Source organism: Phyllobacterium sp. (genome assembly GCF_037994425.1).
Lineage (GTDB): Bacteria > Pseudomonadota > Alphaproteobacteria > Rhizobiales > Rhizobiaceae > Phyllobacterium.
In genome coordinates, this window is sequence record NZ_JBBNAM010000227.1 from 16,775 (window position 1) to 36,670 (window position 19,896).

Annotated in this window: 19 protein-coding genes, 1 tRNA gene and 1 riboswitch; of the genes, 11 read left to right on the top strand and 9 right to left on the bottom strand. The window is 57.9% G+C overall.

Annotated elements, in window-relative coordinates:
* Positions 1-38: 38 nt before the first annotated feature.
* The 3 genes from AAAB35_RS15905 to AAAB35_RS15915 are packed head-to-tail and all read left to right on the top strand — an operon-like array spanning position 39 to position 3,620.
* Positions 39-1,607 (top strand): sugar ABC transporter ATP-binding protein, encoded by a 1,569-nt coding sequence (locus AAAB35_RS15905; RefSeq protein ID WP_340669263.1) that lies wholly within the window; start codon positions 39-41, stop codon positions 1,605-1,607.
* On the top strand, positions 1,594-2,598 hold the full coding sequence (locus AAAB35_RS15910) for an ABC transporter permease (RefSeq protein WP_340669264.1): 1,005 nt from the start codon (positions 1,594-1,596) through the stop codon (positions 2,596-2,598). The genes AAAB35_RS15905 and AAAB35_RS15910 overlap by 14 nt, the downstream gene beginning before the upstream one ends.
* Positions 2,595-3,620, top strand: a complete 1,026-nt coding sequence (locus tag AAAB35_RS15915; RefSeq protein ID WP_340669265.1) for a LacI family DNA-binding transcriptional regulator — start codon at positions 2,595-2,597, stop codon at positions 3,618-3,620. The genes AAAB35_RS15910 and AAAB35_RS15915 overlap by 4 nt, the downstream gene beginning before the upstream one ends.
* Positions 3,621-3,809: 189 nt before the next feature.
* On the opposite strand, the gene AAAB35_RS15920 is transcribed toward AAAB35_RS15915, so the two are convergent.
* The 3 genes from AAAB35_RS15920 to AAAB35_RS15930 form a co-directional block, all read right to left on the bottom strand.
* Positions 3,810-4,274 carry a DUF4126 domain-containing protein gene (locus AAAB35_RS15920; protein ID WP_340669266.1) on the bottom strand — a complete coding sequence of 155 codons (465 nt, stop codon included), beginning with the start codon at positions 4,272-4,274 and terminating at the stop codon, positions 3,810-3,812.
* 105 nt (positions 4,275-4,379) lie between these two features.
* Positions 4,380-4,453 (bottom strand) — tRNA-Gly (locus tag AAAB35_RS15925).
* A 62-nt stretch (positions 4,454-4,515) separates the two neighbouring features.
* Positions 4,516-5,607, bottom strand: a complete 1,092-nt coding sequence (locus AAAB35_RS15930; RefSeq protein ID WP_340669267.1) for a 2'-deoxycytidine 5'-triphosphate deaminase — start codon at positions 5,605-5,607, stop codon at positions 4,516-4,518.
* A gap of 76 nt (positions 5,608-5,683) precedes the next feature.
* Positions 5,684-5,763, top strand: a riboswitch (SAM riboswitch).
* Positions 5,764-5,825: 62 nt separating this feature from the next.
* On the opposite strand from AAAB35_RS15930, the gene AAAB35_RS15935 reads away from it, so the two are divergent.
* Positions 5,826-7,019 carry an O-succinylhomoserine sulfhydrylase gene (locus AAAB35_RS15935; RefSeq protein ID WP_340669268.1) on the top strand — a complete coding sequence of 398 codons (1,194 nt, stop codon included), beginning with the start codon at positions 5,826-5,828 and terminating at the stop codon, positions 7,017-7,019.
* A 9-nt stretch (positions 7,020-7,028) separates the two neighbouring features.
* Here the strand turns inward: AAAB35_RS15935 and AAAB35_RS15940 are convergent, their stop codons facing one another.
* The gene (locus AAAB35_RS15940) at positions 7,029-7,367 is read right to left on the bottom strand and encodes an MmcQ/YjbR family DNA-binding protein (RefSeq protein ID WP_340669269.1); all 339 of its coding nucleotides are present in this window, start codon (positions 7,365-7,367) and stop codon (positions 7,029-7,031) included.
* A 133-nt stretch (positions 7,368-7,500) separates the two neighbouring features.
* On the opposite strand from AAAB35_RS15940, the gene apaG reads away from it, so the two are divergent.
* Positions 7,501-7,893, top strand: a complete 393-nt coding sequence (apaG, locus tag AAAB35_RS15945) for a Co2+/Mg2+ efflux protein ApaG (protein WP_340669270.1) — start codon at positions 7,501-7,503, stop codon at positions 7,891-7,893.
* The gene (locus tag AAAB35_RS15950; RefSeq protein ID WP_340669272.1) at positions 7,893-8,189 is read left to right on the top strand and encodes a hypothetical protein; all 297 of its coding nucleotides are present in this window, start codon (positions 7,893-7,895) and stop codon (positions 8,187-8,189) included. The genes apaG and AAAB35_RS15950 overlap by 1 nt, the downstream gene beginning before the upstream one ends.
* A 17-nt stretch (positions 8,190-8,206) precedes the next feature.
* Here AAAB35_RS15950 and AAAB35_RS15955 read toward each other — a convergent pair whose 3' ends face one another.
* The 3 genes from AAAB35_RS15955 to AAAB35_RS15965 are packed head-to-tail and all read right to left on the bottom strand — an operon-like array spanning position 8,207 to position 11,350.
* A complete protein-coding gene (locus tag AAAB35_RS15955) occupies positions 8,207-9,271 on the bottom strand; it encodes an Hsp33 family molecular chaperone (protein ID WP_340669273.1) in 1,065 nt (354 codons plus the stop codon).
* Positions 9,195-10,133 (bottom strand): ornithine carbamoyltransferase, encoded by a 939-nt coding sequence (gene argF, locus AAAB35_RS15960; protein WP_340669274.1) that lies wholly within the window; start codon positions 10,131-10,133, stop codon positions 9,195-9,197. The genes AAAB35_RS15955 and argF overlap by 77 nt, the downstream gene beginning before the upstream one ends.
* Positions 10,134-10,144: 11 nt before the next feature.
* Positions 10,145-11,350 (bottom strand): aspartate aminotransferase family protein, encoded by a 1,206-nt coding sequence (locus tag AAAB35_RS15965; RefSeq protein ID WP_340669275.1) that lies wholly within the window; start codon positions 11,348-11,350, stop codon positions 10,145-10,147.
* A 502-nt stretch (positions 11,351-11,852) separates the two neighbouring features.
* Here AAAB35_RS15965 and AAAB35_RS15970 point away from each other — a divergent pair.
* Positions 11,853-12,371: a GcrA family cell cycle regulator gene (locus AAAB35_RS15970; RefSeq protein WP_340669276.1), complete on the top strand. Its 519-nt coding sequence runs from the start codon at positions 11,853-11,855 to the stop codon at positions 12,369-12,371.
* A gap of 57 nt (positions 12,372-12,428) precedes the next feature.
* Here AAAB35_RS15970 and phoR read toward each other — a convergent pair whose 3' ends face one another.
* On the bottom strand, positions 12,429-13,694 hold the full coding sequence (gene phoR, locus AAAB35_RS15975; protein ID WP_340669277.1) for a phosphate regulon sensor histidine kinase PhoR: 1,266 nt from the start codon (positions 13,692-13,694) through the stop codon (positions 12,429-12,431).
* 64 nt (positions 13,695-13,758) lie between these two features.
* On the opposite strand from phoR, the gene ppk2 reads away from it, so the two are divergent.
* Positions 13,759-14,694, top strand: a complete 936-nt coding sequence (gene ppk2 / locus AAAB35_RS15980; RefSeq protein ID WP_340669278.1) for a polyphosphate kinase 2 — start codon at positions 13,759-13,761, stop codon at positions 14,692-14,694.
* 358 nt (positions 14,695-15,052) lie between these two features.
* Here the strand turns inward: ppk2 and AAAB35_RS15985 are convergent, their stop codons facing one another.
* Entirely contained in the window at positions 15,053-16,537 is a 1,485-nt protein-coding gene (locus AAAB35_RS15985; protein WP_340669279.1) for a glycosyltransferase, read from the bottom strand.
* Between the two features lie 297 nt (positions 16,538-16,834).
* On the opposite strand from AAAB35_RS15985, the gene AAAB35_RS15990 reads away from it, so the two are divergent.
* The 3 genes from AAAB35_RS15990 (at position 16,835) to AAAB35_RS16000 (ending at position 19,857) form a co-directional block, all read left to right on the top strand.
* Positions 16,835-17,674: a transporter substrate-binding domain-containing protein gene (locus tag AAAB35_RS15990; RefSeq protein ID WP_340669280.1), complete on the top strand. Its 840-nt coding sequence runs from the start codon at positions 16,835-16,837 to the stop codon at positions 17,672-17,674.
* A gap of 115 nt (positions 17,675-17,789) precedes the next feature.
* Complete coding sequence (locus AAAB35_RS15995) at positions 17,790-19,445, top strand: lysine--tRNA ligase (RefSeq protein WP_340669281.1); 1,656 nt, start codon at positions 17,790-17,792, stop codon at positions 19,443-19,445.
* Between the two features lie 28 nt (positions 19,446-19,473).
* Complete coding sequence (locus AAAB35_RS16000) at positions 19,474-19,857, top strand: VOC family protein (protein WP_340669282.1); 384 nt, start codon at positions 19,474-19,476, stop codon at positions 19,855-19,857.
* Positions 19,858-19,896 lie beyond the last annotated feature (39 nt).

The following is a 19,896-nucleotide window of genomic DNA, read 5'->3' on the forward strand; positions in this document are numbered from 1 at the left end:
ACCGTGCATGGTGCGGCCGGAGACACAGGCGGGTCACCATGGAAAACCTAAAATCTACGCATGCTGGTATCCGCCCGGGCGCGGATGCCGAAGCCTTGCTGCACCTTTCGGGCGTTCGCAAGCGGTTTGGCGGCGTCGTCGCGCTCGATGGTGTCAGCTTTTCGCTGCGCCCTGGCGAAGTCCACGCTCTCGTCGGCGAAAACGGGGCCGGCAAGTCTACTTTGATCAAGATTCTCTGCGGCATAATCCAGCGCGATGCCGGTTCGATCGAGCTTGCCGGGTTGCCCTATGAGCCGCAATCCCCGGGCGACGCCAAATCGGCCGGTATCCAGGTCGTGCACCAGGAATTCAACCTTCTGCCCTACCTTTCGGTCGCCGAAAACATCTGCTTCGAGGACATGCCGCACAAGCGTTTCGGGATCGTCGACTACGTGAGTCTTTATGGCAAAGCCCGCAAGGCTCTGGATGCCATCGGACTCGGTGATGTCGATGTGCGCCGTCCGGTCGAATCGCTGGGCGTTGCGCACCGGCAGCTTGTCGAAATCGCGCGCGCATTGATGGGCGAAAGCCGCATCCTGATCCTCGACGAACCGACGGCGACCTTGACGGAGCGAGAAACGCAACGCTTGTTCAGCATCATTGCCGGTCTAAAGGCAAAGGGCGTTGCCATTGTTTTCGTATCGCACCACCTGCAGGAAGTTTTCGCCATTTGCGACAGGGTGACGGTGTTGCGCAATGGCGCCTCCGTCATGACCGCTGACATTGCCACAACGACGCCTGAACAGCTCGTGAGCAACATGGTTGGCCGGCAACTGGCCGCTGCAATGGCAGCGGAAAAGACCCTGGATACCAGCGGCAAGACGGCCTTGTCGCTGCGTAATCTGCGCCATTCGGCCTCGCCGCATGCGGACGGCATTTCCTTCGATCTTCACTACGGCGAAATGCTTGGCGTTGCAGGGCTCGTCGGTTCCGGGCGTACCGAGCTTTTGCGCTCGATCTTTGCTGCGGACATCCCCGTGTCGGGCCGGTTGCAGCGCGAAGGGGAGCCGAGGGCCTATCGCGGACCGAACGATGCTATAGCCGACGGTATCGGCTTCGTCACCGAAGACCGCAAGGAAGAGGGCCTGATCCTCTCCATGCCAATTGCAGCGAATGTAACACTTGCCAGCCTCAAGGATATTTCGCGCCTGGGGCTGCTCGACAGGGGCAAGGAAACGCGCCTCACCCAGAAACTTGGCGGCGAGGTGCGCCTCAAATACGGAAGTCCGCGCGATGCGGCGTCGACCCTTTCCGGGGGCAACCAGCAGAAAGTCGTACTGGCAAAGTGGCTCGCCAACAAGCCGCGAGTTTTACTGCTCGACGAGCCGACACGCGGCGTCGATGTTGGAGCAAAGGCCGAGATCTACGCGCTGTTGCGGGGACTTGCTGAGCAAGGGCTTGCGCTCCTTATCGTCTCCTCCGAACTGCCGGAACTGATCACGCTGTGCGATCGGATCCTCGTCATGTCGAAGCATCGCATTGCCGGCGAGGTCGCTCGCGAAGACTTTTCAGAAGAGCATATTTTGAATTTGGCCTACAAGGATGAACGCCGCCATGGACAGCACTGATATCGACCGCAGCTCCGCCGGGCGGCCCGACTTTGCCGCAGTATCGAAGACCATCTTGCGGGAGGCCGGCATCGGCCTTGCGCTCGTCGTCCTCATCGTCATCTTTTCGGTGACGACTCAACATTTCCTGACGGCGAGCAACATCACCAACATCCTGACCCAGGTAACGATCAATCTTGTCCTCTCCATCGGCATGACTTTCGTCATCCTCATTGGCGGGATCGATCTTTCCGTTGGCTCGGTCCTCTCGTTCTGCGCCGTCGTTGCCGGCACAGTGATGACGCTGCCCGGCCTTGATCCGGCCTTGGCCGTCGCGCTTGCCGTTGTCAGCGCTGTGATCGCCGGGATCGGCTTTGGCCTCTTCAACGGCTTCATCAGTGCTTATTGGGCAATCCCCTCCTTCATCGTCACGCTGGGCACGCTCAACATTGCGCGCGGCGCAGCCCTCCAGGTGACCAATGCCTCGACGATCTATTCGTTTCCTGCAGGTTTCAATGCCTTCGGCTCACGGACAATCTACGGCGTGCCAGTCCTCTTCCTGATTGCGCTGGTCCTTGTTGCCGTCGCCTGGTTCGTGCTTGCCAAGACGGTGTTCGGACGGGTGCTCTATGGGATCGGCAACAACGAGGAGGCTGCGCGACTGGCCGGGCATAATGTATTTCTCTACAAGATCGCTGCCTTCACCATCTGTGGGGCGGCAGTGGGCATTGGCGCCATTATCTACATGGCTCGTCTCAACATCGCGAGCCCCATCATTGGCATCGGTTTCGAGCTCAATGCCATTGCCGCGGTAATCATCGGTGGGACAAGCCTTAGCGGCGGGCGCGGCAGCGTGGTTGGAACCCTGCTCGGCGCCTGCATCATCGGCGTCCTCGCCAACGGTCTCATTCTTTTGGGACTCAGCGATTTTATGCGCCAGATGATAACGGGTTTTGTGATAATCCTCGCCGTCATCCTCGATAAATATCGCGAAAGACTGACCAAAGCATGAGCGGATCCGGCCGACCCGACAGGACCAAACACAAGGCGCACGCAAAGGTCGTGAACATAAAGGACGTGGCGGCACGCGCGAATGTCTCTGTCGGCACGGTGTCGCGCGTTCTGGCAAATAACGCTACGGTCGGCACAGCACTGCGCGAGAAGGTCACCGTGGCAATCCGCGAGCTGAATTTCAGGCCGAGCGGCGTGGCACGCGGATTGCGTCGCAGTCGCACGGATATGATCGGATTGGTGATACCTGATATTACCAATCCGTTCTTTGCCGAACTCGCCAAGCACGTCGAGGCGATCGCGTCGCGTGCGGGATTTTCGGTTCTGCTGTCGATCACGAATGAAGATCCGAAGATCGAGCTCAATCAGATCGAGAGTCTGCTGAAAAGCTATCCGACCGGGCTCATCGTCGTGCCCACGCAATTCGGCGCTTCAAAGGGCTGGAAGAGCAACGTCGCGACGGTCGCCGTAGACCGCCGTCTAGGCGGCTATCCGCTGATCTCGGTCGACCACGCCGCGGGGGCGGGACTCGCGGCGCGCCATCTCCTCGATCTCGGCCACCGGCGCATCGCCTATATAGCCGGGCCCGCGAACGCTCCCGTTTCGCGCGATCGGCGCAGCGGATTTGTGGGCACCCTTGCAGCCGAAGGCGTCGAGCCGGAAGTCCTTGAGGGCAATTTCAATTACGCGTCCGGCGAGACCCTGGGGCACATCCTCCTTAACCGCGCGATCGGACATCGCCCCACTGCAATTGCAACTGCCAGCGACCAGCAGGCGATCGGCCTGATGCGAGCCGCCAATGACCTTGACCTGAAAGTGCCGCAGGATTTTTCGGTCGTCGGGTTCGATGATATTCCGCTCGCCGAATTGGTGACACCACGGTTGACGACCATTCGGCAACCGGTCGAGCAGATTGCCGCGCGCGCCGTGGCTCTTACGACCGGTACCCGCCCCCTTCCTATCGGCGACGAGTTATTGGCGGCGTCGCTTGTCGTCCGCAACTCCACGGCAGCGCGAAGCTAGAGTCGTAAGCCCTCGATCCCGAAAATGGGTCTATCAAGGCATCAAAAATGGGATGTTGCAGCAAGAAACTGAACAGCCGGGCTGACACGCCGCTCGGCAATCGGGTGGCGGAGGCCACGGCTCCTATAAATACCAACGGAGCAGCTGAGCGGAAGCGAGCCTTATATCCGGCATGTCAGGCGTTTCACGTCATCGCAAGGCAACAATGATCAACAATGCGCTCACGATAGCCACAGCATCCTCAATGAGTGCCGCCGGGCGATCTTGACCAAAGCCCTTGGCAAGACGTCCACGAATGTCGGCGCCTCCCAGAGTTCCAATAACAGCGCCGATCGCGCCTGCGACAAGGCCACTTATCGCCGAGCCGCCGTTGACACCAATGGCCCCGCCACACAAGGCTCCCATCACGATGCGTGCACCGAATTGTATCGGCACCTTTCGGCTTGGCGTCGACGGCCTCTGATCGTTGATCAGTTCCACGATTGCCAGGATGGTGAGTATCCATGGGATAAGGAAATATCCAAGGAACGCCAGCCAACTTTCACCCAGGTGCAGCCAACCGAGATAAGCTGCCCAACTAATCGCGGCTGGCGCAGTCATGGCGCGCAATCCCGCTACGATGCCGATCACAAGCGCCAAGAACAAAATCGCCATATCGTTTTATCCAATCCAATCCGGAGGCCGATCCATTGCAATGACACGGACAATGTACCTGCCAAGGTATTGAAAAGTACTTTGCTAAGATATTGAAGAGATCGATGGAGCGGGTGAAGGGAATCGAACCCTCGTATTCAGCTTGGGAAGCTGCTGCTCTACCATTGAGCTACACCCGCGTTCTCCTATCAGTGACTTCCGACAGCGGCATTTGTCAAGGGGCAGTGAACTGCTGTCGGCATCACCTGAAATGCTTGGAGAGCTTCAGGCCTTGCGCCTGATAATTCGAGCCGAGATCGGTGCCGTAAAGCGCCTTCGGCCGCTCCAGCATGTGTTCGTAAATCAGGCGTCCGACGATCTGTCCGTGCTCGAGGATGAACGGCACCTCGTGGCTGCGCACCTCGAGCACTGCCCGGCTGCCGGTCCCGCCCGCGCCCGTGTGGCCGAAGCCTGGATCGAAGAAACCCGCATAGTGCACCCGGAATTCGCCGACGAGCGGGTCGAACGGCGTCATCTCGGCTGCATATAGCGGCGGCACGTGGACTGCCTCGCGCGAGACGAGGATGTAGAACTCGTCAGGATCAAGCACGAGTTCGCGCGCGCCGCGATCATGGATCGGTTCCCAGAAATCGAAGAGATCGTGGACGCCGCGTCTGTCGACATCAACGACACTGGTGTGATGCTTGCCGCGATAGCCGACGAGGCCATTCTTGTCGCCCGTGAGGTCGATCGAGAGCGCAATCCCTCCACCGGAGATATTCGGCGTATCGGAGGCAACGAGCGTTTCGGCCGCATGGAGCAAGCTGAGCTCCGCTTCCTCCAGTTGAGCACGCCCGACCCTGAAGCGTATCTGCGACAGGCGAGAGCCGGTGCGGGCAACGATCGGGAACGTCCGCGGACTGACTTCAAGATAGAGCGGGCCCTGATAGCCTGCTGGAACCTTGTCGAACTCCTGTGCCGCGTCAACGATGACCCGTGTGAAGATATCGAGCCGCCCCGTCGAACTCTTCGGGTTGGCGGATGCCGACACTTCAGATGGCAGGCTTAGGCTTTCGAGTAGCGGCACGATGTAGACGCAGCCAGTCTCAAGCACCGCTCCCTCAGTCAAATCAATTTCATGCAGTTTCAGGCGGTCGAGCTTGTCGATGACGGGGGTACCGGGGCCCGGCATGAAACTGGCGCGGACGCGGTAAGCGCGGTTGCCGAGCCGCAGATCGAGGCTCGCAGGCTGGATCTGGTCGACGTCAAATTCGCGCTCCGTCTTGAGCGCCCCCGCCTGATACAGTGCCCTGATGCCGCTATCGGCCAGTATGCCCGCTTCTCGTCTCATCATGTCGACCACCCATACAAAGAGACAAAAGCTTTAGCGTCTCACCCGATTGACGCAAGCGGCCAAGAGGATTAAAGCAATTTTATCCCGTGGTGATTTGGCCGGCCGGCTTGCAGCCACGTTAAATAATTTGCTAAAAGAGGCCCGGTCTCGTCCGGCCTTTTTGCGATGCCCGCAAGGCCGGTTTTTTATTGGCCAGATTCTGGCAGATTGAGAAAACGATGACCAAGACCACGACCCGTAAATTGCATCCCGCGACACAGCTCGTCCATGCAGGTAGCCTGCGTTCCGGTTTCGGCGAAACCTCCGAGGCGCTGTTCCTCACGCAGGGCTTCGTCTATCCCACCGCCGAGGCTGCCGAAGCCAGGTTCAAAGGCGAAGAACCCGGGTTTATCTATTCGCGCTATGCCAATCCTACGACCGACATGTTCGAAAAGCGCATGTGCGCGCTCGAGGGCGCCGAAGACGCGCGCGCTACGGCTTCGGGCATGGCCGCGGTCGCGGCCGCGATCCTTTGCCAGGTCAGAGCGGGCGACCACGTGCTTGCCGCGCGGGCAATGTTCGGCTCCTGTCGCTATATCATCGAGACGCTGCTGCCCCGCTATGGCGTGGACTTCACCCTCATCGACGGCTCGAAGATCGAGAACTGGGAAAGTGCGGTCCGCCCGAACACCAAAGTAATGTTCCTCGAAAGCCCGACCAATCCGACGCTTGAAGTCATCGATATTGCAGCAGTCGCAAGGGTCGCGAATTCCGTGGGCGCCAAGCTGATCGTCGACAACGTCTTTGCAACACCGCTCTTCCAGAAGCCGCTCGAACTCGGCGCCCACATTGTCATCTACTCGACGACCAAACATATCGACGGGCACGGTCGCTGTCTTGGCGGCATGATCCTCTCCGACAAGCAGTGGGTCGACGAAAACCTGCATGAATATTTCCGCCACACCGGCCCGGGCCTCAGCCCATTCAATTCATGGGTGATGCTCAAGGGCCTCGAAACGCTTGCAGTACGGGTGCGCCAGCAGACCGACAATGCCGCGAAGATCGCCGACTTCCTTGCCGGGCATTCGGCCGTATCGAAGGTGCTTTATCCCGGTCGTGCCGACCATCCGCAGGCCGATATCGTCGCGAAGCAGATGACGGGTGGATCGACCCTTATCGCGTTCGAGGTCAAGGGTGGCAAGAAGGCGACGTTCAACGTCGAAAATGCGCTGGAAATCATCCAGATCTCCAACAATCTCGGCGATTCAAAGAGCCTGATCACCCATCCGACCACGACAACGCACAAGAACCTCACCGACGATGCACGCGCCGAACTCGGCATCTCCGATGGCCTGCTGCGCCTTTCCGTCGGCCTCGAGGACGTCAATGACCTGATCGACGATCTTGATGCGGCGCTCAACGCGTCCCGCTAGAGACTACCTTCAAAACTGGTGCCGCGCCGAAACCGATTTCGGCGCGGCTTTGCGCCACGCCATGGCTATGGCATGACGCACCATCTCGGGTTCGGCAGTGGCAAGAATGACGAAGGTCGCGCCTTTCTCGCCCCAGCCGCCCGGCACCGGCTCAAACATTTCTGCAGACGTTTCACGGATCATTGCCTGATCCCCGCGCGTCAGCATGAGAACGCCGCGCTGCTTGTCCGGGCGCAGCGTAGCGAAGATTTTGCCATTCACGCGAAAATCGGTGGTGCCGAAATGGCTGCCTTGCGTGCTTTCGGGGAAAGAACGCGCCAAATCAGCGAAGGCCTCCAGGGTCAGCATCACCGGCTCCTTTTGCCTCACCATCCTAACAAGAGAATCGAAACTCACGAAGGTTTTAGTTCAATCCACGGCCAGTAATGGTTGACGCATTGGTCTTGAGTCGCGATATCAGGGACATAAATCGAGAGCAGGTATGTACAAGGCCACAACGCGCGATATCGAAGTGACTGTCGAGCCATTCTATCTGGAGGAGCAATCCAATCCGGATGAAAATCGCTATGTATGGGGCTACCGGATTACCATCGCCAATGAATCGGACCTGACCGTGCAGTTGCGCGCCCGATACTGGAAAATAACCGATGGCAATGGCCATGTGGAGGAGGTGCGCGGGCCCGGCGTCATCGGCGAGCAGCCCATTCTCGATCCGGGCGATTCCTTCCAATATTCTTCGGGCTGTCCGCTCACGACGACGTCGGGAGTGATGGTCGGTCGCTACTCAATGCAGACCACCACGGGCGAGCGCTTCGACATCGACATCCCTGCCTTCTCGCTCGACCTTCCCGATCAATTGCGGACATTGAACTGATGGCCGAGACCGAACGGACACAATCGCCCTATGTGAAGGCGCTCACCTGCTCTGCAATCGCCTTTGTACTTGCGATCGGCGCCTATTTCCTCGGCTATACCCTGCCGAGTTTCAAAAGCGCATCCGATGCCGCAAGCCGATTGCTCGCGCTTGTCCTGGTCCCTGGTCTGGTCGTCGGCCTCTTCGCGAAAAAGTCGCCGAAAACCTGGCCCTTGTGGCTGATCATCGGCGCCTTTGTCATCGTCCTGATAGCCGTTACCGTCGTCCATGAAATGACGGCGTCGATGCGGGTCTGATGGCAGACTTGTACGGATCAATTCTTCGGCAGGAACTCGCCTGGATCAAACTCGTAGTGCGTCGAGCAGAACTCGCAGGTGACGCTGATCTTGCCTTCTTCGATACTGTCCTCGATCTCTTCGGCTGTGAAGCCTGACAGGACGGCGGCGATCTTCTCGCGCGAGCAAGAACAATCATCATTCACCCGGACTGCATCGAAAACGCGGACACCCCGCTCGTGGAAAAGCCGATAGAGCAGCCGTTCTGCTCCAACCTGCGGATCGGTCAGCTCCGAGCTTTCAATCGTCGCAACGAGCGCCTTGATCTCGGCCCAATCGTCGTCCTCTACGAACGCATCGTCTTCCTCGTCTGGTGTGTCGCCTGCGGGCAGATCGCGCTGGCGCATGCGCAGTTCCGATTCCGGAAGGAATTGAACGATGAGCCCACCGGCGCGCCATTGTTCCACCGGCTTTCCATCGGCGCCGCGCTCGACCAGTTTGGCGACCGACAGCCGCACATCGGTCGGAATCTGCTCAGACTGGCGGAAATAGGTCTTGGCAATTTCTTCCAGATTGGAGCCGTCAAGTGCAACGATGCCCTGGTAGCGCTGCGTGTATTCGCCTTGGTCCACCGTCAGTGCAAGCGTGCCGCTGCCGATCAACTCTTCCTGGGAGGTCCGACGTTCGGCGATCGCTTCCGCCAGGCGCTCCTCATCGTAACGCGCATAGGCGCGCACGGAATTCGGCGTGCGGAAGTCGACGACCAGCATATCAACCGGACCATCCGACTGCGACTGAAAGATGAACTTGCCGTCGAATTTCAGGGACGTGCCCAACAACACGGTCAAAACGATAGCTTCGGCCAGAAGCTTAGCGACCGGCTCCGGATAGTCGTGACGATTGAGGATCTCGTCGAGGGTCGCTCCCAATTGCACCGCGCGACCGCGTGCATCAAGGTCTGCGACCTGGAACGGCACAACGGCATCGTCGCCAGCAAAGATGTATTCGTCAGTGCGAACTCCGGTATCAGACACTGGAACGTCCTCCTTCGAGACACCATGCGAGAATTGCCTTCTGAGCGTGCAACCGGTTCTCCGCCTCATCGAAGACCACAGAATGCGGTCCATCGATGACGGAGTCGGTTACCTCTTCACCGCGGTGCGCGGGCAGGCAGTGCATGAACAGCGCGTCCGGATTGGCATGCTGCATCAATGCATCGTTGACCTGGTAGGGCATAAAGACGTTGTGGCCGCGAGCGCGGCCTTCCTGTCCCATCGATACCCAGGTGTCGGTAACGATGCAGTCGGCATGTTTGACAGCGGCGACGGGATCGGTGGTCAGCTTGATCTTGCCGCCGGCGCCGCGAGCCCAGTCGAGATATTTGCTGCTCGGTTCGCTGCCATCAGGTGTCGCGATGTTGAGATTGAAATCAAATCGCGCGGCCGCCTCGACGAGAGAATGCAATACGTTGTTGCCATCGCCCGTCCAAGCGAAAGTCTTACCCCGAACGGGACCGCGATGCTCTTCGAACGTCATGATATCCGCCATGATCTGACATGGATGCGTGTCGTCGGTAAGGGCATTGATGACGGGGACAGTTGCATTCTGCGCCATTTCGGTCAGCCGGTCATGCGTGGTCGTGCGCATCATGATGATATCGACATAACGTGACAGCACCTTTGCCGTATCGGCAATGGTTTCGCTGCGGCCAAGCTGCATTTCCGAACCGGTCAGCATGATGGTCTCGCCGCCGAGCTGGCGCATGCCGACATCAAATGACACACGTGTTCTGGTCGAGGGCTTGTCGAAAATCATCGCCAATACTTTGCCGGCAAATGGCTTTTCGATATTGCCGGCTTTCAGCCGGGTTTTGCGCTCACGTGCATCGTCAAGGATCGTACGCAGATCGCCTGAGGAAAGCGCTGAAAGGTCCGTAAAATGGCGGAGGTCCTGCTTAATTGTCATGGCTGGCTCCCTCATGCACTCTTCAGCCTGGCTGCAACGGAAAGGCGTTCGGCGGCGGTTTCGATCCGCGTCAGAGCCTCGCGCGCCTCTTCTTCCGATGCAACCAGTGGTGGAAGCAGGCGTATGACATTGTCGCCAGCACCAACCGTCAGAAGATGCTCGTCGCGCAATGCCTGCACCAGCGTCGTGTTGGGCACGACGCTCTTCAACCCTATCAAAAGTCCGCGTCCACGCACTTCGGCAATCACGTCCGGGTAACGATCGACTATCGAAGCAAGGCCCTGCTTCATCTGCAGGGCAATCTTCTGCACGTGTTCGAGGAAGCCTTCCGCAAGGATGACATCTAAAACGGCATTACCAACAGCCATGGCGAGTGGATTACCGCCATAGGTCGTTCCGTGCACGCCGGCAGTCATGCCTTTTGCGGCTTCAGCGGTCGCGAGGCAGGCACCGAGCGGAAAGCCGCCGCCTATTCCCTTGGCAACCGCCATGATGTCTGGCCTGACGCCCGACCACTCATGGGCGAAAAGCTTGCCAGTTCTGCCAACGCCGGTCTGCACCTCATCGAGGACCAGTAATATTCCCTCGTCGTCGCAGAGTTTGCGCAAGGCGCGCAAATCTTCGTCCGGAACCGGACGCACGCCGCCCTCGCCCTGGATCGGCTCGATCAAAATGGCAGCGGTTTCAGGTCCGATGGCGGCCTTTAGCGCCTTTTCGTCGCCGAACGGCACCTGATCGAAGCCTTCGACCTTGGGTCCGAAACCCTCAAGATATTTTTCTTGCCCGCCAGCTGCGATCGTCGCCAAAGTCCGTCCGTGAAAGGCACCCTCAAAGGTGACGATCCGGAACCGTTCGGGATGGCCGTTGACATAGTGGTAACGGCGGGCGGTCTTGATCGCGCATTCGAGCGCTTCGGCGCCTGAATTGGTAAAGAACACTTTGTCAGCAAATGTGTTGTCGACAAGCCGCTGACCGAGACGGCGCTGGCCCGGGATCTCGTAAATATTGGAGACGTGCCACAACTTCTCTGCCTGGCTCTTCAGAGTCTCAACCAGATGTGGATGTGAGTGGCCGAGCGAGTTGACCGCGATGCCGGCCGCAAAGTCGAGGTAGCGCTCGCCGGACTCTGTCACGAGCCAAACGCCCTCGCCTCGCTCAAAGCGCAGATCCGCACGAGCAAAAGTGTCGTAAAGCGGTTGCGCGTTTGCGTCCGTCATATCGTTTCGGGCCTCCAATACCCAGTTTGCCGAACCTGCTGATTACAAATAAGAAACGGCAGTGTTGAAATCAAAAAGCCGCCCCACAATGCCATTTTGGGGGCGGCCATACGCCGATAATATCGTCATTCGAACCCCAATTGTCAAATGAACACTTCGAAACGCAATTGTCGCTGGCAGGAGCAAAACGGACCATTCCATTCTCTACAACTTTGGCGAGTATCACGCGGCACGTTCGCGAGCGACTCTGCAATTCGTCATTTCTGCAACAGTCGGTCGCGCAAGTTGGGGAAAACCCAAAAAAGCGACCCAGCTATCAGCGCCCGACTCTTGTCACAGAGTCATCGCATATTGTAACTTGGTAATCGAAATTGCTAGATTTCGTACGGCGTCCTCGTCATCTGAATAGATATGGTATCGAGCCAATCTGGAGCAATCCAGATGCGAGGAAGGATTCAGTCCGGAGTCTGCACAAACAAGCCCCATATGGAGCTAGGAAACGATGAACTGGACAGATGAGCGCGTAGAACAGCTGAAAAAACTTTGGGCCGAAGGTCTGAGTGCAAGCCAGATCGCTGCACAGCTGGGCGGTGTCAGCCGCAATGCGGTCATCGGCAAGGTGCACCGGTTGAAACTGTCGGGGCGCGGCAAGACGACGTCCACCCAGACACGTAGCAAAAAGATCAATACAGGCTCATCCGGTGGCTCGCGCAGTGGCGGTTCGCCGGGTCATGTGTCGGCCCGCGTCGTCAACCGCAGCATCGGCGCTACCGCCCTGCAAACCGAATACAGTACTGAACTCGTTCCGGTCATGAAAACGGTGACGGATGTCGTTGTTCCGATTTCGCGTCGGCTCGAGCTCGTGCAGCTTAACGAGCGCACATGCAAATGGCCGGTGGGTGACCCGCTGCAGCCAGATTTCAATTTCTGCGGCAATGATGTCGGCGAGTCCGGCCCCTATTGCGGTTACCACTCCCGCCTTGCCTATCAGCCGGCCTCTGATCGCAGGCGCATCCGCTGATCTTCTTTTTCCAGCTCCTTCTGACTGGGGCGCCTTTGGGCGCCCCTTTTGTTTGTCTCAGGCTTTCTGTGGACCGAAGACGACGGTGAACGTCGAGCCCTCGCCAACGCGCGAGCGAACCACAAGGCGCGCGCGGTGCCGCGTAAGGATGTGCTTGACGATCGCAAGTCCGAGGCCGGTGCCCTTCTGGGCCCTACTGGTTTCCAGGTTGATGCGATAGAAGCGTTCAGTGAGCCGCGGAATATGCTCGTCAGGGATACCGGGACCGAAATCCTGGACCATCGCCTTGATACCTTCATCGCTCCGCTTGAGTTCGACGATGATCCGCTTGCCCGACTGGCCATATTTCAGGGCGTTTTCGACGAGGTTCTGGAAAACCTGCGTCAGTTCATCCCTGTCGCCCAACACGATGACGGGCTCCGGATCGATCTTGCGTTCAATTTCGACGCCAAGATCATCTGCGAGCGGTCGCAGAGAATCCACCACATGATTGATCACCGTCGTCAGGTCAATCTGGTCCTTGACCGCTATATGTGCCTTCATTTCGATACGGGACAGCGACAGCAGATCATCGATGAGACGCGCCATACGCTCGGCCTGCTTTTGCATGATCTCAAGGAAGTTTTCGCGCGCTGCCTCGTCATTGCGGGCCGGCCCGCGCAAAGTCTCGATGAATCCCGTCAGCGAGGCAAGCGGTGTGCGCAGCTCATGGCTTGCGTTGGCGATGAAGTCGCTGCGCATCCGTTCCAACCGATGGGCCTCAGTCTGATCCCTGAATGAAAGAAGATACTGGCGGTCCTTGCCGCCGATCTGGTCAAGAAGGAGAACGGTGGCGCGATACCACCGCTCTACCGGGACACGTTCCGCATAATCCACCGATCGCGCCACACCATCCGCAATGACGGATTGGACCAACGTCTGCAACTCAGGTGCACGGAAATGCAGGAGCAAGGCACCGCCGCGCGACATGGGTCCGAAAGCGCCGTTGGCAATGGGATTGACGTAAAGGATCGTGCCTCCATGGTCGAAAATGATGAGCGGATCCGGCAGCTGGGCGGCAAGTTGCTGACCCGAGAGGCGGAAAATTGCGGCGTCGCTGGCGGGAGAAGCGGCCGGAACATCGCTTCGCGGCAACGTCGCCGAAAGGGCGACGACGGCAAGAAGAACGAGCATGAGAATGGCAAAGCTGAGCCACCACGACGCCTGGGTACTGAGGACGAGGGCTGTAACGAACGCGGCAGCGCCCAACACGAAGCGCGCCTGGATTACCCGCTCCACAGCCTTCTGACGAAACGTACGGCCCTCCTGCCCCAAAATGCTCATGCACTAAACTCCTGGCCCGGCGTCCTTTTTTTGGCTCTGGACGATACAACGCTCTCTCAATAACATGCCATTGTGTCAATTGAGGACGATTGCTGTGGGTAAAGATTCGAAAAAGAATACCGACAAACCTGTATCGGGCGACACAACACTCAAACTCAAGATCAACGGCAAGAAACGCACTTTCAACATCGACGACCCCAAGCTGCCGGACTGGATCGATGATGGCGATCTCGCATCAGGGGGCTATCCTTATCGCGACAAACTGCCCAGCGATGAATATGCCAAGACGGTCGACCAGCTGCAGATTGAGCTCGTCAAGATGCAGTACTGGCTCCAGGACACCGGCAATCGTGTCGTATGCCTGTTTGAGGGGCGTGATGCTGCCGGCAAGGGCGGTACGATCTTCACGCTCCGCCAATACATGAATCCGCGCACCGCCCGCAACGTCGCCTTGCCAAAACCGAGCGAGACCGAGCGAGGGCAATGGTACTTCCAACGATATGTCTCGCATTTCCCGACAACCGGCGAGTTCGTCACGTTCGATCGCTCCTGGTACAACAGGGCGGGCGTCGAGAAGGTGCTTGGATTTTGCACGCCCGAACAACATGAATCCTTTCTGGAAGAAGTACCGGGATTTGAACGCCTTGTTGTGGCGGACGGCATTCACTTCTTCAAGTTCTGGCTCGATCTCGGTCAGCTCATGCAGTTGAAGCGGTTTCATGACCGCAGGCACAGCCCGCTGAAGAACTGGAAGTTCTCGCCCATCGATATAGAAGGTGCAAAACGGTGGGATGACTATACCAAGGCGCGCGACGAAATGCTGGCTCGCACCCACACGGCCTACGCGCCGTGGACAATTGTCAGGGCCAACGACAAGCGGCGTGCACGCATAGCCGTCATCCGGCGAATTCTCCTGAGCTTGCCCTACAAGGGGCGAGACCTTGACGTGATCGGCAATGAGGATGCGCTTATCATCGGCTCCGGCCACGAATTCCTGTGAACGCGACCGTCGGCCTGGAGCGCCGCAGTCGACGGTAACCCTTCTGCGGGACTATGCGGCGTTTTCTCCCAAAGGAATGGAGCCGAGTGCAGTTGCCATAGCGCGCGCCATGCCGCAGCGGCGATAAGGAGCCAGTAAATCGGCAGCCAGCGAAGCACGGGCGCCGCGATTTCTCTCCCCGCAGCGGTGCTTCTACCGAGCCCGTGAAAGGAGAGAAAGCCCAATACGACATTTATGCAATCGATCGCCAGCAATGGATAATTCACGCTGACAGTCTGGCCCAAGATGACATGGCCGACGCCAAACCCGATCCAGAGCAACATGAACGGGTACACCAAGGACGAGACGACAATTCCCATCACAAGGGTCTGGAATAAATGAACCGTCGCACGCCCACGTCACGCAGGAACGCGGCCGGATTGCGCATCTCGACAAGCCAGGTGTGTACCCAGCCTTTTATCCATCGTGTTCTTTGGCGCAGCCAGGGGTCAACGCATGTCGGAGCATCCTCTAATGTCGGTCGCGATATGACGCCCACGTCGTACCCGCAGCGCGCGAGCCGTGCCCCGAGTTCTGCATCTTCCGTGACGTTGAACGGATCCCAGCCACCCGCCGCGTCGAGGCATGCACGCCGGAAATGATTGGAGCTTCCACCAAGGGGCAGAATGAAGCGGTGGCCGGCGAGCCAGGGGAGCATGCCTGCGAAATGGACTGCGTACTCGAATGCGAAAAGGCGCGATAGCAGGCAGGCGCTGGCATTCGAGACAACGAGCGGCGCCTGGAGGCATGCAAGCTTGCTCTCGGATACCTCAAACCGCTGCCATGCTTCAATCAACTGGTCCGGATGCGGACGATCCTCCGCATCGTAAACCACGATAAATTCGCCCCTTGACAATTGCAGTCCATAATTGAGTGCCTTCGGTTTGGTGCGGGGACCGATATTCGGTACAGGGACCACTTTGAAGCCATGCGGAAGCGACTGTTTCTCGAATGCCTTTAAAGTTTCCGCGTCGTCAGCCTCGCAGAGAAAAAGCACTTCGAGCCTTGATCTTGGCCAATTGAGCTTTTGCATAGCGAGAGTCAGCTGGGGCACGACCGCCGCCTCCTTGTAGAGTGCGATCATCACACTATAGAACGGATAGGTCGATCGTCGTTGGGGGACGTGTATGGATTTTGGGCTGGGGTACTTTGCCCTTAACATCGCCATGAACCGAAGCACGATACACGCAAAAAAGAACATCAAAGAAGCAAAGTGATAGGCTCTCCAAAGTTCATGAAGGTGGAAGGTTAGTCCAAGCAGGATGAAGCTGGCCGCAGCCCCTACAACCATGCCCTGATTTCCACTGAGGACAACACGAGAGCTTCGCTCCGGCTCCATGCCGTCGATCCTGTGCACGCAATTCTCCATAAGCTCGGACCCGTGGTATGAACGGATATAGTCGAGGAGTTGGGGGAGCGTCGTTATCCTTAGCCCTGATTTCGCGTCGGGATTGCGTGACATTATTTTTTTCAACTCGCTAACATTTGCCATGGTTGGCGCCAGGAAATAAAGGAGTTCGCGCTCGGTGGTCACGACCGTCAGCTGGCGCGTGTGGCTGGGGCCCGCGAGGTAGGCTGCCGAACTTGCAACGATCGTCGCTCCCTCTGGCAGAGACGCAAACGCCAATCCCAGTTCGGCAGCAATGGCGCGGGCAATCGCCTCATCCGTGGCGCCTGATGCCGCGAGCTCGTCGATGAGCGATGTACCGTTGCAAATGGACGCGCGGAAAGCGGATACGATGGCATCTTTCGACATTCCCGTCTGACAGAGGCGGGCAGCGAGCGCAGCTTCACTTTCGCACATGTGCTGATTGTCCTACACAACGGCAGAACAAGCAGCGATGAAATTCCATATTCGTCGGAGTATTCGGAATGCACTCAATAATACCATGACTAAATCTTTCAATTTCAGATTGAAATTTACGAAATAAAATACACTTATGGTAGTATAACTTGCATTGTTACTTTTCTATACCATGCTAATTAACTTGCAAAGTCAAGAATAACGAGCACCGCGTTTAGAGCCCATGGCTCCATCTGCACTGTCGCAAATGTTGCGCTCGTGTTAGGTTGGAGCAAATCACTCACATCATGGTATCCCATGCATTTCCGGATCGTCGCTTCGCTTATTGCCGCTTTTATCGTTGCAGCACTGCCAGGTTTGGCGAACGGATCCGACTTTCCACATTATTGGGACGGGCGGGAGCATGTTGCGAAGCCCGACCTTTCAACCGTCGAGCGCATTCGCTTCGTAACCACGGTCGACTATCCGCCGTTCAATTTCGTGGATGCCACCGGGCGTATCTCGGGTTTCAACGTCGATCTTGCGCGGGCTATCTGCAACGAGCTCGGCGTAACGGCGATCTGCCAGATTGAGGCACGTCCCTGGAACGAATTGGAGCCGACGCTTGAGAGCGGCGAAGCCGAAGCGATCATCGCCGGGCTGAAACCAACGGCGGCGCTGCGAGAGAAGTTTGCCTTTACGGCCCCCTATATACGCCTGCCTGCCCGGTTCATGGCATTGAAGGAAACCACATTCCCGGAACCTCTTGCAAAAACGGTCAGCGAGAAGACCGTCGGCGTGATTGCGGGTTCGGTCCATCAGGCAATCTTTGCCGACTATTTTCCGAACGCTCATTGGGTGGGTTTTCCGACACGCGAACTCATGTTCAAGGATTTGCAGGAAAAGAAGATTGATGTCGTGTTCGGGGACGGGTCTGACCTGTCCTTCTGGATCGGCAGCCCGGAGGCGAAGAGTTGTTGCGCCTTTGTTGGAGGCCCCTATATTGCGCCGCAATTTTTGGGGGACGGCATGATGATCGCGACGACGCTCGAAAACAGCAAGCTCGTCGATGCATTCGACTTCGCTCTGAAGGCCATCGAGGAGAAAGGCATCACATCCGAACTTTATTTGCGCTATTTCCCCGTGGACTTCTATTAATCTGTTATGCCCAAAATCATTGGCGAATGCGCCTGTGCGCCGCCAGCGCAATTGACGCGAGCGACCCGTGGCCGTAGAGCGTTTCAACAAATCGCAGGATAAACAGGAAGAACGAATGACCTCGCGCCCAAACACCGAAATCGAACTGACCCCCGAGTTGATCGCGGCGGCAGCGGAGGCCAAAGCATGGCCCTTCGAAGAGGCGCAGAAGATCATCAAACGCTACGCGAAGTCCGACTTTCCTGAAACAGTGCTGTTTGAGACGGGTTATGGGCCGTCCGGCCTGCCGCATATCGGCACCTTCGGTGAGGTGGCGCGCACATCGATGGTGCGTCACGCTTTCCGGGTTTTGACCGGCGATAAGGTCAAGACGAAGCTGCTGTGCTTTTCCGACGACATGGATGGCATGCGCAAGATCCCCGACAATGTGCCGGATGCTTCATTCCTCACGCCGCACCTGCACAAGCCGCTTTCCGCGGTACCCAACCCGTTCGGTGGCGACTACAAGAGTTTCGCCGACCACAACAATGTCATGCTGTGCCGATTCCTCGATACATTCGGATTCGAGTACGAGTTCGCGAGCGCAACTGAATACTACAAGTCCGGCCGCTTCGATGAGGTCCTGCTGCGCGCCGCCGAGCGCTACGACGACATCATGAAGGTCATGTTGCCGACGCTCGGTGAGGAGCGCCAGGCAACCTACAGTCCGTTCTTGCCGATTTCGCCGACGAGCGGCCGAGTGCTCTACGTGCCGATGAAGAAGATCGACGCGACGAACGGCACTATCACCTTTGATGACGAGAATGGTGTCGAGACCACGCTGCCCGTGACCGGCGGCAACGTCAAATTGCAGTGGAAGCCCGACTTCGGCATGCGCTGGGCGGCGCTCGGCGTTGATTTCGAGATGTTTGGCAAGGACCACCAGACAAATGCGATCATCTACGACCGCATCTGCGAGATATTGGGCGGTCTTGCTCCTGAGCACTTCGTCTATGAACTGTTCCTCGATGAGGTCGGCCAGAAAATTTCGAAGTCGAAGGGCAATGGCCTCAGCATCGACGAGTGGTTGACATACGCGCCAACCGAAAGTCTTGGCCTCTACATGTTCCAGAAGCCGCGCACGGCAAAGCGGCTCTATTTCGACGTCATCCCCAAGGCGGTCGACGAATACTTCACCTATCTTTCGGCCTATGGACGCCAGTCCTGGAAAGACCGGTTGAACAACCCCGTCTGGCACCTCCACGATGGCAATCCCCCAGCCGTGGAAATGCCCGTCCCCTTCGCGCTCCTCCTAAACCTTGTCAGCGCCTCCAATGCCGAGAACAGCAGCGTTCTCTGGGGGTTCATTTGGCGCCATGCAAAGGATGTGACGCCCGAAAACAATCCGGAACTCGACGCGCTGGTCGGTTACGCGATCCGCTACTTCAACGATTTCGTCAGGCCGACCAAGAAGTTCCGCGCACCGGACGAGGTGGAACGCGTTGCACTCGAGGCGATGGAAAAGAAGCTCGCAATCCTTCCCAGCGATGCCGACGGCAACGATATCCAGAATGCCATTCTCGATGTGGCCCGCAGTATCGAGCGGTATCAGGATCATACGAAGAAGAGCCCGGAAGGCGGCCCGGGTGTTTCCATTTCATTCTTCCAGATGCTCTACGAGGTGCTGATCGGCCAGGAGCGCGGCCCGCGCTTTGGCTCTTTCGTGGCACTCTACGGTATTGCGGAGACGCAGGCCCTCATTGCAAAAGCCCTGGCCGGCGAACTATCCTAGTTTGGGATGAAACCAGAGGGAGGCTTCGATGCTTGATCACACCGGCGTTTCAGTCAGCGATTTCGAAAAGAGCAAGGCGTTCTATCGCCAGGCGCTTGCCTCCATCAACTATGACCTGATCCTGGAATTTCCGGCTTCGGTGACCGGAAGCGCCGACGTTGCAGGCTTCGGTGAAGGCGGCAAACCGGATTTCTGGATCGCCAGCGGCGGTCCCAACAAGCCATCGATCCACGTTGCTTTCCGTGTGGGCAGCCGGGACATCGTCGACGCCTTCTACAAGGCCGGAATTGCGGCCGGCGGTACCGACAATGGCGCACCCGGCCTGCGCCCGCACTACCATCCTAACTATTATGGTGCCTTCGTTCGCGATCCTGATGGACACAATATCGAGGCTGTTTGTCACGAGGGGTGATGGTGGCTGGCATGGTAGCCTGTATCGCTCCTCACCACG

Excerpts from the sequence above, each read along its gene's own strand:
- AAAB35_RS15905 (WP_340669263.1), top strand. The coding sequence starts at position 39 with ATGGAAAACCTAAAATCTACGCATGCTGGTATCCGCCCGGGCGCGGAT.
- AAAB35_RS15910 (WP_340669264.1), top strand. The coding sequence starts at position 1,594 with ATGGACAGCACTGATATCGACCGCAGCTCCGCCGGGCGGCCCGACTTT.
- AAAB35_RS15915 (WP_340669265.1), top strand. The coding sequence starts at position 2,595 with ATGAGCGGATCCGGCCGACCCGACAGGACCAAACACAAGGCGCACGCA.
- AAAB35_RS15920 (WP_340669266.1), bottom strand. The coding sequence starts at position 4,274 with ATGGCGATTTTGTTCTTGGCGCTTGTGATCGGCATCGTAGCGGGATTG.
- AAAB35_RS15930 (WP_340669267.1), bottom strand. The coding sequence starts at position 5,607 with ATGATGAGACGAGAAGCGGGCATACTGGCCGATAGCGGCATCAGGGCA.
- AAAB35_RS15935 (WP_340669268.1), top strand. The coding sequence starts at position 5,826 with ATGACCAAGACCACGACCCGTAAATTGCATCCCGCGACACAGCTCGTC.
- AAAB35_RS15940 (WP_340669269.1), bottom strand. The coding sequence starts at position 7,367 with ATGCTGACCCTGGAGGCCTTCGCTGATTTGGCGCGTTCTTTCCCCGAA.
- apaG (WP_340669270.1), top strand. The coding sequence starts at position 7,501 with ATGTACAAGGCCACAACGCGCGATATCGAAGTGACTGTCGAGCCATTC.
- AAAB35_RS15950 (WP_340669272.1), top strand. The coding sequence starts at position 7,893 with ATGGCCGAGACCGAACGGACACAATCGCCCTATGTGAAGGCGCTCACC.
- AAAB35_RS15955 (WP_340669273.1), bottom strand. The coding sequence starts at position 9,271 with ATGAGGCGGAGAACCGGTTGCACGCTCAGAAGGCAATTCTCGCATGGT.
- argF (WP_340669274.1), bottom strand. The coding sequence starts at position 10,133 with ATGACAATTAAGCAGGACCTCCGCCATTTTACGGACCTTTCAGCGCTT.
- AAAB35_RS15965 (WP_340669275.1), bottom strand. The coding sequence starts at position 11,350 with ATGACGGACGCAAACGCGCAACCGCTTTACGACACTTTTGCTCGTGCG.
- AAAB35_RS15970 (WP_340669276.1), top strand. The coding sequence starts at position 11,853 with ATGAACTGGACAGATGAGCGCGTAGAACAGCTGAAAAAACTTTGGGCC.
- phoR (WP_340669277.1), bottom strand. The coding sequence starts at position 13,694 with ATGAGCATTTTGGGGCAGGAGGGCCGTACGTTTCGTCAGAAGGCTGTG.
- ppk2 (WP_340669278.1), top strand. The coding sequence starts at position 13,759 with ATGCCATTGTGTCAATTGAGGACGATTGCTGTGGGTAAAGATTCGAAA.
- AAAB35_RS15985 (WP_340669279.1), bottom strand. The coding sequence starts at position 16,537 with ATGTGCGAAAGTGAAGCTGCGCTCGCTGCCCGCCTCTGTCAGACGGGA.
- AAAB35_RS15990 (WP_340669280.1), top strand. The coding sequence starts at position 16,835 with ATGCATTTCCGGATCGTCGCTTCGCTTATTGCCGCTTTTATCGTTGCA.
- AAAB35_RS15995 (WP_340669281.1), top strand. The coding sequence starts at position 17,790 with ATGACCTCGCGCCCAAACACCGAAATCGAACTGACCCCCGAGTTGATC.
- AAAB35_RS16000 (WP_340669282.1), top strand. The coding sequence starts at position 19,474 with ATGCTTGATCACACCGGCGTTTCAGTCAGCGATTTCGAAAAGAGCAAG.